Consider the following 13917-nt stretch of genomic DNA (forward strand, 5'->3'; position numbering starts at 1 on the left):
CCCACACCCGAACGGGCGATCAACACTCGAGTCTCGGGTTAGGGTTGTCGGGTGGCCCCCCTGGTGATCCGCACCCATACGGCTGGGGGTGACTTCGGTCGCCTGCGCGCCGAGTTCGTGCTGCCTGAGTCGTTCAGTCCCGATGTACTCGCCGAGGCCGAAGCCGCGGTCGGCGACCCGATCGAGCCGGTGGAACGGGAGGACGCCACCGGTCTGCCCTTCGTCACCATCGATCCACCGGGTGCGAAGGATCTCGACCAGGCGATCTTCCTCGAACGGACGCCGACCGGGTTCCGCGTGCACTACGCGATCGCGGACCTGGCGACCTTCGTCAGGCCCGGCGGCCCGATCGACCGAGAAGCCCGCCGTCGTGGCCAAACGCTCTATCTGCCGGACGGCAACGTCCCGCTGCACCCGCCCGTGCTGTCCGAAGGCGCCGCGAGCCTGTTGCCGGGGGAGACCCGGCCCGCGGTGCTCTGGACCATCGACACCGACGCCAGCGGGCTGCCGACCGGCACCCGGGTGCGCCGCGCGCTGGTCCGGTCCACCGCGCAATTCGACTACGAGACCGTGCAGGCCGAGATCAACGCGGGCAAGGCGCACCCGTCGATCGCCGCGCTGCCGGATCTCGGCAGGCTCCGGCGCGAGCTTGCCGTGCAGCGTGGCGCCGTCGAGCTGCAGCTGCCCGAGCAGGAGATCAGTGGAGACGCCGACGGAGGCTGGGCGCTCGCGCGCCGTCCGCGCAACGACGTCGACGCGTGGAACGCCGAAATCTCGCTGCTCACCGGCATGGCCGCGGCGCAGATCATGATCGAAGCCCGTGTCGGTGTGCTCCGCACATTGCCCGCGCCCGAAGAGGAAGCCGTCGCGTGGCTCAGGCGGTCCGCGCACGCGCTGGGGATCGACTGGCCGGAACAGGCCAGCGTGTCCGTCTTCCTGTCGAAACTCGATCCCGGTGATCCGCGATCGATGGCGCTCTACGCCGACACGACGCGCCTGTTGCGCGGCGCCGGCTACACCGCGTTCGACGGCTCGCTGCCCGAATTGACCACACACGCCGGTATCGGCGGACCGTACGCACACGTCACCGCACCGATCCGGCGGCTGGTCGACCGATTCGGCACCGAAATCTGCCTGGCCGTCCAAGCGGACCGCCCGGTGCCGGACTGGGTGCGTGAGGCGCTGTCCGAGGTGCCGGAGCAGATGACGGCGTCCGACACGCTGGCCGCGCGCGTCGAACGGGCCTGCATCGACCAGGTCGAAGCGTGGGTGCTCGCCGAGCACATCGGCGGTGAGTTCCAGGCCGTCGTGCTGCGTGCGGAGGAGAACAAAGCCGAGATCCTCATCGAGGACCCGACGGTGATGGCCAAGTGCACGGGTGCGCGGCTGACCGTCGGCGAACGGATCGCGGTACGCCTGACCTCGGTGGACGTCGACAAGCGCAAGGTCGAGTTCGAGGCCGCATGATCGACGATCTCGGTGAGCCCGTGCCGCTGGACGGTCCCGCGGCGCGCGTCGTCTCGCTGGTGCCGTCGCTGACGGAGGCCGTCGAGGTGAGCGCGCCGGGCAGGCTCGTCGGTGTGACCGATTACTGCACCCATCCGTCCACTTTGGCCGTCGCGAGGGTCGGCGGTTCGAAGTACCCGAAGATCGACGACGTGCTCGCGCTGGCGCCGGACCTGGTGCTCGCGAACTCGGAGGAGAACCGGCCGGAAGACGTGGAACGGCTGCGCGCCAACGGCTTTCCGGTGTGGGTGATGGAGGCGGCGGCCACCGTGCCCGCCGCGCTCGGCTCGTTGCGCCGGATCCTGACCCAGGCGTTCGCGCTCGACGAACCCGACTGGCTGGTCGCGGCCGAAGAGGTGTGGCGGGAGACCCGGCCGATCCGCGCGCACGCGGTGATCCCGGTCTGGCGCAAACCGTGGATCGTGCTGGGCCGCGACACGTTCGGCGGCGATGTCCTGCGCAGGCTCGGCATCGGCAATGTGTACGAAGGGCACGCCGAGCGCTATCCGCGCCCGTCACTCGACGAGCTCAACGAACAAGGCGCCGATCTCGTCGTCCTGCCCGACGAGCCTTACGTCTTCACTCACACGGATGGTCCTGAGGCCTTCCCCGGCCTGCGGCCCGTGCTCGTGTCCGGCCGGTATCTGACCTGGTACGGGCCATCGCTCGTCGAAGCGCACGAGGAGCTTTCCCGCGCTTTCGGGTGACCTGGAGCACAGGCTTTGAACCGTCCTCGCGGGAGTCCCGTGTGGACGGCATGCAGAACAACCTGACCCGCAAGGTCCGCCTCAACGTCCAAAAGGCCGCGGCGTGGACCTTGGCGCGCTGCGGTGACCCCCTGCTGCAGGTTCTGTTGCGGGAACACGCCGAAGACCCGTACGCGGCCTACGAACGCATGCGTGCGAACGGGCCGATCTATCGCAGCCCCGCCGGCATCCACGCGGTCCTTTCGCATGAGCTGAGCACCGAATTGCTGAAGGACCCCCGCTTCGGAGTCCGCAAGGCCGACGGTGGGCTGACCGGCAAGAGCGACGTGAGCAGGTTCGCGCTGCACAACCTCGGAGATTCGCTGCTGCTCAAGGACGCGCCCGACCACGACCGGCTCCGCAAACTCATCGCGCCTTACTTCCGGCCCAAGCTGATGAAGGCCTACAGCGAGCGCGTCGAGCAGATCGCGAATCGACTGCTCGACGAAGCGGGCGACGACTTCGATCTGCTCGCCGACTTCGCGCAGCCGTTGCCGCTGCGCGTGATCGCCGACCTACTCGGCATCGACGACGACGCGCATGACGAGGTGGCACGCCTCCAAGCGCACGGCAACGTGATCGCGCTGGCGTGCGATGGAATCCGTTCGACCGCCCAGCTACGCGACTACGAAGCCGCCCGTGCCGAGCTGCACACCTTGCTCGGTGAGCTGCTGGATCGACGCGGTCAAGATCCGCGCGACGACATCATGACCGCGTTGGCCCGTGCGCGGGACGCGGGTGAGATCACCGCGCGGGAAGCCATCGTGAACGGTGAGACGCTGTTCCTCGCCGGGTTCGAGACGACCGCGAACCTGATCGGCAACGCGGTTGTCACCTTGTTGAACAACCACGATCAGTGGGAAATGCTGCTGGGCGACCGCGACCTGGTACCGAGCGCGATCGACGAGGTGCTCCGCTTCGAACCGTCGACCCATCTTTCGCTGCGGGTGGCCCACGAGGACGTCGAAATCGACGGGAAGCTGATCAAAAAGGACAGTGAGGTCGTCATCGTGCGCGCGGCGGCCAACCGTGACCCGCTGCTCTTCGAAAACCCGCACCGATTCGACATCACCCGTGAGCGAAAGGGCCATTTGACGTTCGCGGGCGGCGCGCACTACTGCCTCGGCGCGATGCTGGCGAAGCTGGAAGCCGAGGCCGCGCTCCGGGTGCTGCTGGAGCGCGCGCCTCGGCTTAGCTTGACCGGTGCCGTCCGCTGGCAGCGCCGGAGCAATCTCCGCGCGCTGGAGGCACTGGCGGTCCGGCTAGAGCGTCAGCCCGGTGAGCACGGTGACGCGCTCCTCGGTGAAGTCGGCCATCGCCGAGGCGGGGCCTTCGCGGCCGACACCGGAGTCCTTGACCCCGCCGTACGGCATCTGGTCGGCACGGAAGCTCGGGACGTCACCGACGAGCACCCCACCGACCTGCAACTTCGCGGAAACGTCGAACGCGGTTGGCAGGTCTCGCGTGAACACCCCCGCCTGCAGGCCGAAACGCGACGCGTTGATCAACCGCACGCCTTCGTCCACCGAGTCGATCCGGCTGAGCGAGACGACCGGCCCGAAGACCTCTTCGGCCATCACGTCCGCGTCCTCGGGCGCGCCCGCGAGCACGGTCGGCTCGACCGTCGCCCCGCTCCGCCCACCGCCGGTGAGCAGTTCGGCGCCGGCGTTCACCGCGGCGGCGACCCACGATTCGACGCGCTCGGCGGCGGCCGTGTTGACCAAGGGGCCCACATCGGTCGCGTCGGCGCGCGGGTCACCGGTACGCAGTGCCCGTACCTGTTCCAGCACGCGAGCTGACAACTCGTCGTAGACATCGGTGTGCGCGTAGACGCGCTGAACCGAAATGCACGACTGCCCGGCCTGGTACATCGCGAAGGTGGCGATCCGCTGGGCCGCGAACTCGAGGTCCGTCCAGTCGGGGCAGACCAGCACGGCCGCGTTGCCGCCGAGCTCGAGCGCGACGTGCTTGCGCGGCACGCTGTCGCGGATGCCCCAGCCGACGGGGACGCTGCCGGTGAACGAAACGACCGGCAGGCGCGGATCGGCGACGAGCTTCGCGGCCTCTTCGTTCCCGGTCGGCAGGATCGACCAGCTGCCGGCGGGCAGTCCCGCGTCGGCGAGGATCTCACCGAGCGCGAGCGCGGTCAGCGGGGTCGCGGGCGCGGGCTTGAGCACGATCGGCGCGCCGACCGCGATCGCCGGGGCGACCTTGTGCGCCACGAGGTTCAGCGGGAAGTTGAACGGGGTGATCCCGAGTACCGGGCCTTTCGGCACGCGGCGGATGAGCGCGAGCCGCCCGGTGCCACCCGCGTCGGTGTCGAGACGCTGCAGATCGCCGGAGAACCGGCGGGCCTCCTCGGCCGCCCAGCGGAACGTCGAGACCGCACGGCCGACCTCGCCGCGCGCCCACTTGAGCGGCTTGCCCGACTCGGCGGTGATGAGCTGCGCGAGCTCTTCGGCCCGCTCACCCAGCGCGCGGGACACGTGGTCCAAAGCGCTGGCGCGGACGTGCGCCGGCAGCGTCGCGAACTCGTGCTGGACGTCGTGCGCGGCCTGGACCGCGGTCTCGATGTCTGAAGCCGTCGGAACGTAGTGCGAACCGGCTTCGCTGCCGTCGAACGAGTGGCGGACGGTCGCGGTCCGCGTGCTCGTCACCGGCTTGCCGGCGACCCAGAAGGGGGTGCTCACTTGGACGACTCCTCGATGACTGCCTGCTCCAGGACCGAAAGACCCTCGTCGAGCAGCGCGTCGGACAGGGACAGCGGCGGCAGCAGCCGCACGATGTTGCCGTAGGTGCCGCAGGTCAGCACGACCACACCGGCGGCGTGGCAGGCCTTCGCGATGCGGCCGGTGAGCGCGGCGTCGGGCTCGGTGGTGCCTGGCTTGACGAACTCCGCGGCGAGCATCGCGCCGCGGCCCCGGACGTCGCCGATGACGCCGGTCTTCTCCGCGAGCGCGCGCAGGCGCGGCACGACGGTCTCTTCGATCCGGCGCGCCCCGGCGGCCAGATCCTGGGCGCGCATGGTCTCGATCGATCCGATCGCGGCCGCGCACGCGACGGGGTTGCCGCCGTAGGTGCCGCCGAGCCCGCCCGGCGGGACGGCGTCGAGCAGTTCCGCGCGCCCGGTCACCGCGGCGAGCGGGAGTCCGGCGGCGATGCCCTTGGCGGTCGCGATCAGGTCCGGCACGACGTTCTCGCGCGAAGACGCGAACCAGTCGCCCGTGCGGCAGAAACCGGTCTGCACCTCGTCGGCGACGAACACGACACCGTTCGCCTCGCACCATTCGGACAGCGCGGGCAGGAAGCCCGGCGCCGGCTCGATGAAGCCGCCCTCACCCTGGATCGGCTCGATGACGACCGCGGCCACCTGGTCGCCGCCGATCTGCTTCTCGATCCGGTCGATCGCGATCGCGGCCGCTTCGGCGCCACCGAGGCCGTCGCGGAACGGGTACGAGCCCGGCACCCGGTAGACCTCGGGCGCGAACGGACCGAAACCGTGCTTGTACGGGATGGACTTCGCGGTCAGCGCCATCGTGAGGTTCGTGCGGCCGTGATAGGCGTGGTCGAACACGACGACCGCCTGGCGGCCGGTCGCGACGCGGGCGATCTTCACCGCGTTCTCGACGGCTTCGGCGCCGGAGTTGAACAGCACCGACTTCTTCGCGTGGTCACCGGGGGTCAGCTCGGCGAGCGCCTCGCAGACCTCGACGTAACCCTCGTACGGCGCGATCATGAAACACGTGTGGGTGAAGTTCGCGACCTGCTCGCGGACCCGGTCCACCACCGCGGGCACGTTGTGGCCGACGTTGGTCACCGCGATACCCGAGCCGAAATCGATCAGCACGTTGTCGTCGACATCGGTGAGCAGGCCGCCGTCCGCGGACTTCACGTAGACGGGGAGCACCGAGCTCACCCCGCCGGCCACGACGGCACCCCGGCGCTCCTGCAACGCGCGCGAGGCGGGACCAGGGATCTCAGTGCGCAGAACGCGCTGCTGCTCGGACACGGTGGGCTCCTTAGTTTCGATGCGCGCTCACGTTTTCGCGTCGCCAGTGCGGCGGGCTCGCCCGTTCAGCATGCGGCTCTCGCCGGAGTCGAGTCAGAGGACATTCTGGACAGTTCTGAGCGTAGAATTGGACGTTATGGCACTTTCGCTGCGCGAGCTGGCCGGTTCGCTGGGACTGGTCGTGCGTGCGGGCGAGGGAGCGCTGGACCGGGCGATCGGGTGGGTGCACCCGACCGAGCTCACCGATCCGAACGCCTTCTTGGAGGGCGGCGAGCTTTTGCTGACCACCGGACTGGCTTTGGACGAGCACACTTCGGGCGCATACGTCCGACGACTGGTCGAAGCGCGGGTCGCGGGATTGGGCTTTGGAATCGGGCTGAGTCATCTTTCGATTCCCGCCGCTTTGGTCGCGACGGCCGCCGAAGTCGGCTTGCCGGTGCTGGAGGTTCCGCGGCGGACACCGTTCATCGCGATCACGCGCGCGGTTTCGCGAGCGGTCGCCGCCGACGAGTACGCGTCGGTCGTGCGGACGGGACGTGGGCAGCAGGAACTCACACGAGCCGCGGTCGGGCGCGGCGGACCAGGCGCGGTCGTGCGGCGGTTGGCTCGGCTCGTCGACGGGTGGGCGCTGCTGCTCGACGCGGGCGGCGCCGTCATCGAGGCGGCACCCGCGTCGGCGCGCGGGTTCGGGCCGGGCCTGGCCGGCGAGCTGCGCCGGTTGAAGGCGGGCGCGCGGGTGGCGCGGATCGGCGAACACGAAGTCGTCGTCCAGACCCTCGACACCAGGGCTCGTGGCTACCTCGCGGTGGGGAAGGACGCGCTCGACGCCGCCGACCGGTACATCGTCAACACCGCCGTCTCCTTGCTTTCCCTTGCGCTGGAACAGGACCGCGCGCAAGAGGGCGCGGTGCGCCGTCTGCGTTCCGTGCTGCTCGACCTGCTCGCGGACAAGCCGGAATCAGCCGTGCGGTCGATGCGGACGCTCTGGGGTGGCGCGCCCGCGCCACCGTGGTCGGTGCTCGCGGTGAGCGGAACGCCGGCAGCGCGCCGAGTGCTTTTCGACGCGCTCGAGGCGGAGTTCGAAGACTTGCCAGAGCGACCGTTCTTCGCGGAGTCAGGACCGTTCGTGGTGATTCTCTGCTCCGCGGAAGCCGAATCATGGGTGCTCGAGAAGGCAACGGGCTTGCACGCGGGTGCCTCGATGCCAGTGTCCCTTGAGGACTTCAGTGCCGGATTGCGTCAAGCCGAGCAAGCGTCGCGCGCCGCGCAAGCGAAACGCGTGCCGGTCGTGCGCTTCGCCGACCACGCCGCGCACGGATTGGTCGAGCTGGTCGATCCCGAGGTGGCGCAAGCGTTTGCGGGAACGCTGCTGGCCCCGCTGCGACAACACGACGCGACCGGACGCGGTGATCTCGTGACGTCTTTGCGCTGCTGGCTCGAACACCACGGCCATTGGGACCTCGCGGCGAACCAATTGGACGTCCATCGTCACACGCTGCGCAACAGGATGCGCAAGGTCGAAGAACTCACCGGGCGCAGTCTCGATTCGCCCGGCTTCCGCGCGGAGCTTTGGCTCGCGCTGCAGGTCTGACGGCTACGGCCGGAAAGAGTCCGTCGCCGCGCGCAACCGGCCGAGCACACCAGGGTCGGTCACCGCGTGCCCGGCGCTTTCGATGATTTCGAGCTGCGAGCCCGGCCAGGCCTGATGCAGCTCGTAGGCGGTCACCGGCGGGCACACCACGTCGTACCGGCCCTGCACGATCACCCCGGGAATCCCGGCGAGCTTCCCCGCGTCGCGGATGAGCTGCCCGGGATCGAGCCAGGCGCCGTGCGAAAAGTAGTGCAACGCGATCCGCGCGAATGGCACCGCGAACCTCGGGTCGCTGTAGCTGTCGAGGAAACCCGGTTGCGGCACCACGGAAACGATGGCGCCCTCCCATGCGCTCCACGCGACCGCCGCGCCCTCGGCCACGCCGGCGTCCGGATGGAAGACGAGCTCCCGATAGACCGAAAGCGGATCGGCGTGGTCGCCGCCGAGCGGGGCGAGGTAGTTCGCCCACTCCGCCGGGAACAGGTTTCCCGCGCCCGCACGGTAAATCCAGTCCAGTTCCTGCTGCCGTGCCGTGAAAACGCCACGCAGCACGATCTCGCTCACCCGGTGCGGATGCGTTTCGGCGTACGCGAGCGCGAGCGTCGCGCCCCACGATCCGCCGAAGAGCTGCCACTGCTCGACGCCGAGGCCTTCGCGGATCTTCTCCATGTCGTCGACCAAGTGCCACAACGTGTTGGCGGACAGATCGGCGCCGGTGTCGGCGATGCTCGGCGTGCTCCGCCCGGCGCCGCGCTGGTCGAACAGGATGATCCGGTACGCGGCCGGATCGAAATGCTGCCGGGACAGCGCCGCGATCCCGCTGCCGGGGCCGCCGTGCAGAACCACCACGGGTTTGCCCTCGCGGTTACCGGCCGTCTCGACGTACACCCGGTGCCCGTCACCCACGTCCAGCATTCCGGCGGCATACGGCCGGATCGGTGGGTACAAGTCCATAAGAGACACTGTATTCCCACTGGCCGCATGGGGAAAATGGGCAAAAGGTGGGGGCCCGCCCCCGCCGCCGGGCTGAGCGGGCCCCCGTCTCGGGTTCGCGCCTAACGCGCCGTCATGTCGGCGGTGTGCGCGAATTCCCCACCCGTGCCCGTCGCCTCGCCGGCGGCACGATTTTCGTTGCCCGCTCTGGCTTTCCCCAGGTAGGACGGACTCGGGTGGGTATTGCGAAGGAAAGTCTCTTGCCGGCTCCGCGCGCCGACGGTCACCACCGCGTTCACCGGCGCCACCTGCCACGCGGGCGGCGGGCCGGCACTCGGCCGGGTGACCTGAGCTCGCTCACGAAAACGCAGCAAGATTCCTCCTCTTCGAGGTTTCTGCGGTGCTTGATCCCGTGGCGGCGGTGGACTAAACGCTAATCCACGCCTCGAATGCCGTCAAGGACATGATTGTTGTTCATATACATGAATAAGCGCGGCGATGATCGGGATGACATAAAGCCGCGCCCCGAGACATCGGATGTCTCGGGGCGCGGCGTGGTATTCGGCGACTCAGTGGAAAGCGTGCTCCGAGGCGGGGAATTCACCCCGCCGCACCTCGTCGGCGAACGCCGTCGCCGCCTGGGAGAGCACCCCGGCGACATCCGCGTACCGCTTCACGAAGCGCGGGGCCTTGCCGCGACGCAGTCCGGCCATGTCCTGCCAGACGAGCACCTGCGCGTCACAGTCGGGCCCGGCGCCGATGCCGACCGTCGGGATCTTCAGTTCGTGCGTGACCCGCTTGGCCGCCTCCGCGGGCACCATCTCCATGACGACCGCGAACGCGCCAGCCTCCTGCAGGGCCAGCGCGTCGGCGAGCAGCACCTCTGCCGCTTCGCCGCGCCCCTGCACGCGGTACCCGCCCAGATTGTGCTCGCTCTGCGGAGTGAATCCGATGTGGCCCATCACCGGCACGCCCGCCGAGGTCAGCGCCTCCACGTGCGCGGCGAACCGGCGGCCGCCTTCGAGCTTCACCGCGTGCGCGCGGCCTTCCTTCATGAACCGCACCGATGTGGCCAGCGCCTGCTCGGGCGAGAGCTGATACGAGCCGAACGGCAGGTCGGCCACGACCAGCGCCCGCTTGACCGAACGCGTCACGCCGCGGACCAGAGGCAGCAGCTCGTCCACCGTCACCGGCAGCGAGGTGTCGTAACCGAACACATTGTTCGCGGCCGAGTCGCCGACGAGCAGCACGGGGATCCCGGCCTCGTCGAACAGCTCGGCGGTGTACATGTCGTAGGCGGTGAGCATCGGCCACGGCTCGCCGCGCTCCTTGAGCTCACGCAGGTGATGGATACGCACCTTCTTGACCGGCTTGGCCGCCTGGTCCGAAGGGCCCGTTCCGTACGGCGCCGCTACCTCCGGGCCGGAATCGCTGGTGGCTGACATCGTCGTCGACCGTCCTTCCCTCAAGGCCTCGGCTCCCGAGGTCCCTGGGTCGTGGAGCTTGTGAACTCACAAAGCGTGACACGCGCCGAAGACGGCCCCAATACCGTGCGACCAGCTTCACACGCTGGAGTTGTGCAGTCCGTCACCTGCGAAGGGGTACCCAGCGCACACCCGCTCATCCGTCCGGGGAACGATGTAGCCACCGAATGAGACTTCTGGATGACGCCGGGGGACAACCCGTGAGGGTTCACTGACGTCGTAGCACATGACTTGCTCGGAAAAGTCGCGAAAGGTCAGGATGGGTCACCCGAGGGCAACTCCACGCGAACGCGTGGCGGACGTGCCGCAGTGGAAGCGCAAGGCAGGCGGCATCGTCGCCACCGCCGTACAGCTCGGCGCGGTGTTCTCACTGCTGTACCTGCTGGCGGGCGGGATCAAGGGCAAACTGGGCACGAACGTGCAGACGGCGTTCTGGGTGTTCGGCATCCCGATGAGCCCGAGCCTGATCATCGTCGTCCTGCTGTTCGTGCTGGGCGCCGCGCTGCGCCGCCGCAAGACCGCGGCGCTCTACACCTTCATCCTGTTCCAGGTCGGCAGTCTGCTCTACACGATCGTGATGCAGGCGTTCGTGTACCTGACGCCGGAGCTGGTGCTTTCGGCCAGGCAGATCCGGCACATCCCCGGCATCCTCTGGGTGCTCACGCTGGCCGACCTGCTCTCGATCGCGCTGATCGCGTTCCTGCTGATGATCCGCCCGGCGTTCCCGGCCCGGCTCGCGCCGACCGCGTGGCGTGACGGCGTGACCGTTCTGCTCGGCGGCCTGGCCGGGGTCATGCTCATCGGCTGGGCGCTGACCGAGGCGTTCCCCGGCAGGCTCGAGAACACCTTCGAGCGGCTGGCCTGGGTCTTCAACCACACGACCGGCGAGCTGATCCGGTTCCGGGGCACCCACGCCGGGCCCGCGTGGCTCGACGGGCTGCTCGACGTCAGCGCGACGCTCGTCGCCGCGGCCGCGCTGTACGCGCTGTTCCGCGGTGTGCGCAGCCGTCGCCTGCGCACCGACGTGGAAGAGCTCCGCGTACGCAAACTCCTCGCCGAACACGGCGAGGACGACTCGTTGGGCTACTTCGCGACGCGAAGGGACAAGAGCGTCGTCTTCGCGCCGTCCGGCCGCGCCGCGGTCACGTATCGCGTGCTCGCGGGCACGAGCGTGGCCAGCGCCGACCCGATCGGCGATCCCGAGGCCTGGCCGGAGGCGGTTCAGGCTTGGCTCTCCGAGACCTACACCTACGGCTGGACGCCCGGTGTGCTCGGCGCGAGCGAGCGCGGCGCGAAGGTGTACACCGACGCCGGGCTGCGCGCGCTCGAGATCGGCGACGAGGCGATCCTCGACGTCCGCGACTTCTCGTTGGCCGGGCCCGAGCGCCGTTCGATGCGCCAGGCCGTGAAGCGGATCGAACGGGCCGGTTACACGACGCAGGTCCGCCGCCACGGCGAGATCCCCGAAGACGAGATGGCCGAACTGCTCGCCAGGGCGCAGCATTGGCGCGGCAACGAGACCGAACGCGGATTCTCGATGGCGCTCGGGCGCCTCGGCGACCCGAGCGACGGCCGCAGCGTCATGGTCGAGGCCTACGACGCCAAGGGCGACCTGCGCGGGCTCCTGTCGTTCGTGCCATGGGGCCGCCGCGGCCTCTCGCTCGACCTCATGCGCCGCGACCGCGACGCCGAGAACGGGCTCAACGAATACATGATCGCCGCCGTCGTCGAGGCGAGTTCGCAGCTCGGCGCGCAGCAGATCTCGCTCAACTTCGCGATGTTCCGCGCGGTCTTCGCCGAGGGCGAGCGCATCGGCGCCGGCCCGATCCTGCGGTTGTGGCGCTCGGTGCTCAGCGTCGCCTCGCGGTTCTTCCAGCTCGAGTCGCTGTACCGCTCGAACGCGAAGTACGGGCCGTTCTGGCAGCCCCGTTTCCTCTGCTACTCGTCGGCGCGGCGCCTGGTCAGGGTCAGCATCGTCGCGGGCGCGCTGGAAGGCTTCGTGCCGACGGGCGCCTCGCGCGCGCTGCGGCTGGAGACGGTCACCGACGAGTTCGTCGCGCAGGTGAAGCAGATCGACGAGGACGCCGCACGGCTCGCGCCCAAGCAGGCCCGCAGGCCCGAACAGGTCCGCGTCCGCATCGACAAGCTCGCCAAGCTGCGTGAATCCGGACGCGATCCGTATCCGGCCGGGTTCGAGCGCGAGGACCTGCTCGGCGACGTCGTCAAGAAGTTCGCCGGGCTGCCCCCGGACACCCTGACCGGGCATCGCGTGCGCGTCGCCGGCCGGGTGATCGCGTTGCGCAACCACGGTGGGCTCGCCTTCGCCGAGGTCCGTGACTTCTCCGGCGAGCTCCAGCTGATGCTCGACGCGTCCACACTGGACCTCACCGACTGGCGTGCCGGGATCGACCTCGGCGACCACGTGGGCGTCAGCGGCCAGGTCGTCACCTCGAAGCGCGGCGAACTGTCCGTTCTCGTCGACGAGTGGACCGTGACCGCGAAATGCCTGCACCCGCTGCCGGACAAACGCAAGGGGCTCACCGACCCGGAGACCCGCGTCCGCCAGCGCTATCTCGACCTGGTGGTCAACCCGGACTCGACGAACATGCTGCGGCTGCGGTCCACGGTCGTGCGCGCGGTGCGCGAGCGGCTGCACCACCGCGACTACCTCGAAGTCGAGACGCCGATGCTGCAGACGGTGCACGGCGGCGCGAACGCGCGGCCGTTCGTCACCCACATCAACGCCTACGACATGCGGATGTACCTGCGGATCGCACCGGAGCTCTACCTCAAGCGGCTGTGCGTCGCCGGCGTGGAGCGGGTGTTCGAGCTCAACCGCAACTTCCGCAACGAGGGCGTCGACGCCACGCACAACCCCGAGTTCACCATGCTCGAGGCGTACCAGGCGTACGCCGACTACGACACGATGCGCACGCTGACCCGTGAGCTCATCCAGCACGCCGCCGAAGCCGCGTACGGCGCGCAGGTGGTGCGGCGGCCCGGTCCCGACGGCAGGCTCGTCGAATACGACATCTCGGGTGACTGGCCGGTCATCCCGGTGCACGAGGCCGTCTCGGCGAAGCTCGGCGAGCAGATCGACGCCGGCACGTCCGTCGAGAAGCTGCGCGAGCTGTGCCGCGCGCACGGGATCGCCGTTTCGGATGAAGCGGGTCATGGTGATCTGGTGCTGAAGGCGCACGAACACCTCGTCGAGGCGTCGACCGTGATGCCGACCTTCTACACCGACTACCCGACCGATGTCTCTCCGCTCACCCGCCAGCACCGGGTCGACCCGCGGCTGGCCGAGCGGTGGGACCTGATCGCGTTCGGTTCCGAGGTCGGCACGGCCTATACCGAGCTCACGGATCCGCTGGAGCAGCGGCGACGGCTGGAGGCGCAGTCGCTGCGCGCGGCCAGCGGCGACGTCGAGGCGATGGAGCTGGACGAGGACTTCCTGCTCGCGCTCGAGCACGGCATGCCCCCGACCGGCGGCCTCGGCCTGGGCATCGACCGGTTGCTGATGATGCTGACCGGCGCGTCGATCCGGCAGACGGTGCTCTTCCCGTTCGTACGTCCGCACGCCTAGGGCATGTCCTAGTGTCTCGCGCCGGAAATTCGTTTTTACGAATTTCCGGCGCGGCACACTAG

At 69.3% G+C, this 13917-nt stretch carries 9 protein-coding genes and 1 pseudogene; 5 read left to right on the plus strand and 5 right to left on the minus strand.

Features of this window, described 5'->3' with window-relative positions:
• Positions 1-63 precede the first annotated feature (63 nt).
• The 3 genes and pseudogenes from AB5J62_RS04945 to AB5J62_RS04955 form a co-directional block, all read left to right on the plus strand.
• Entirely contained in the window at positions 64-1467 is a 1404-nt protein-coding gene (locus AB5J62_RS04945) for an RNB domain-containing ribonuclease (RefSeq protein WP_370950186.1), read from the plus strand.
• The gene (locus AB5J62_RS04950) at positions 1464-2213 is read left to right on the plus strand and encodes a helical backbone metal receptor (RefSeq protein ID WP_370946918.1); all 750 of its coding nucleotides are present in this window, start codon (positions 1464-1466) and stop codon (positions 2211-2213) included. Before AB5J62_RS04945 ends, AB5J62_RS04950 begins: the two co-directional genes overlap by 4 nt.
• A 434-nt stretch (positions 2214-2647) precedes the next feature.
• Positions 2648-3421 (plus strand): annotated as a pseudogene (locus AB5J62_RS04955) (cytochrome P450); the annotation flags it as partial.
• Positions 3422-3514: 93 nt separating this feature from the next.
• On the opposite strand, the gene AB5J62_RS04960 reads toward AB5J62_RS04955, so the two are convergent.
• Complete coding sequence (locus tag AB5J62_RS04960) at positions 3515-4942, minus strand: aldehyde dehydrogenase family protein (protein WP_370946919.1); 1428 nt, start codon at positions 4940-4942, stop codon at positions 3515-3517.
• Positions 4939-6261 (minus strand): 4-aminobutyrate--2-oxoglutarate transaminase, encoded by a 1323-nt coding sequence (gene gabT / locus AB5J62_RS04965; protein ID WP_370946920.1) that lies wholly within the window; start codon positions 6259-6261, stop codon positions 4939-4941. Before gabT ends, AB5J62_RS04960 begins: the two co-directional genes overlap by 4 nt.
• Positions 6262-6397: 136 nt before the next feature.
• On the opposite strand from gabT, the gene AB5J62_RS04970 reads away from it, so the two are divergent.
• The gene (locus tag AB5J62_RS04970) at positions 6398-7852 is read left to right on the plus strand and encodes a PucR family transcriptional regulator (protein WP_370946921.1); all 1455 of its coding nucleotides are present in this window, start codon (positions 6398-6400) and stop codon (positions 7850-7852) included.
• Positions 7853-7855: 3 nt separating this feature from the next.
• Here the strand turns inward: AB5J62_RS04970 and pip are convergent, their stop codons facing one another.
• The 3 genes from pip to panB form a co-directional block, all read right to left on the minus strand.
• Positions 7856-8806: a prolyl aminopeptidase gene (pip, locus tag AB5J62_RS04975; RefSeq protein ID WP_370946922.1), complete on the minus strand. Its 951-nt coding sequence runs from the start codon at positions 8804-8806 to the stop codon at positions 7856-7858.
• A gap of 101 nt (positions 8807-8907) precedes the next feature.
• Complete coding sequence (locus tag AB5J62_RS04980; protein ID WP_370946923.1) at positions 8908-9159, minus strand: hypothetical protein; 252 nt, start codon at positions 9157-9159, stop codon at positions 8908-8910.
• A 195-nt stretch (positions 9160-9354) separates the two neighbouring features.
• Positions 9355-10230 (minus strand): 3-methyl-2-oxobutanoate hydroxymethyltransferase, encoded by an 876-nt coding sequence (panB, locus tag AB5J62_RS04985; RefSeq protein WP_370946924.1) that lies wholly within the window; start codon positions 10228-10230, stop codon positions 9355-9357.
• Positions 10231-10561: 331 nt separating this feature from the next.
• On the opposite strand from panB, the gene lysX reads away from it, so the two are divergent.
• Positions 10562-13855: a bifunctional lysylphosphatidylglycerol synthetase/lysine--tRNA ligase LysX gene (lysX, locus tag AB5J62_RS04990; RefSeq protein ID WP_370946925.1), complete on the plus strand. Its 3294-nt coding sequence runs from the start codon at positions 10562-10564 to the stop codon at positions 13853-13855.
• Positions 13856-13917: the final 62 nt, after the last annotated feature.

Origin of the sequence: Amycolatopsis sp. cg5 (assembly GCF_041346955.1) — a bacterium.
Taxonomy (GTDB): Bacteria; Actinomycetota; Actinomycetes; order Mycobacteriales; family Pseudonocardiaceae; genus Amycolatopsis.

Bases quoted from the DNA above. Each gene is read 5' to 3' on its own strand.
- AB5J62_RS04970 (WP_370946921.1), top strand. From the start codon at position 6,398: ATGGCACTTTCGCTGCGCGAGCTGGCCGGTTCGCTGGGACTGGTCGTG.
- AB5J62_RS04950 (WP_370946918.1), top strand. From the start codon at position 1,464: ATGATCGACGATCTCGGTGAGCCCGTGCCGCTGGACGGTCCCGCGGCG.
- panB (WP_370946924.1), bottom strand. From the start codon at position 10,230: ATGTCAGCCACCAGCGATTCCGGCCCGGAGGTAGCGGCGCCGTACGGA.
- pip (WP_370946922.1), bottom strand. From the start codon at position 8,806: ATGGACTTGTACCCACCGATCCGGCCGTATGCCGCCGGAATGCTGGAC.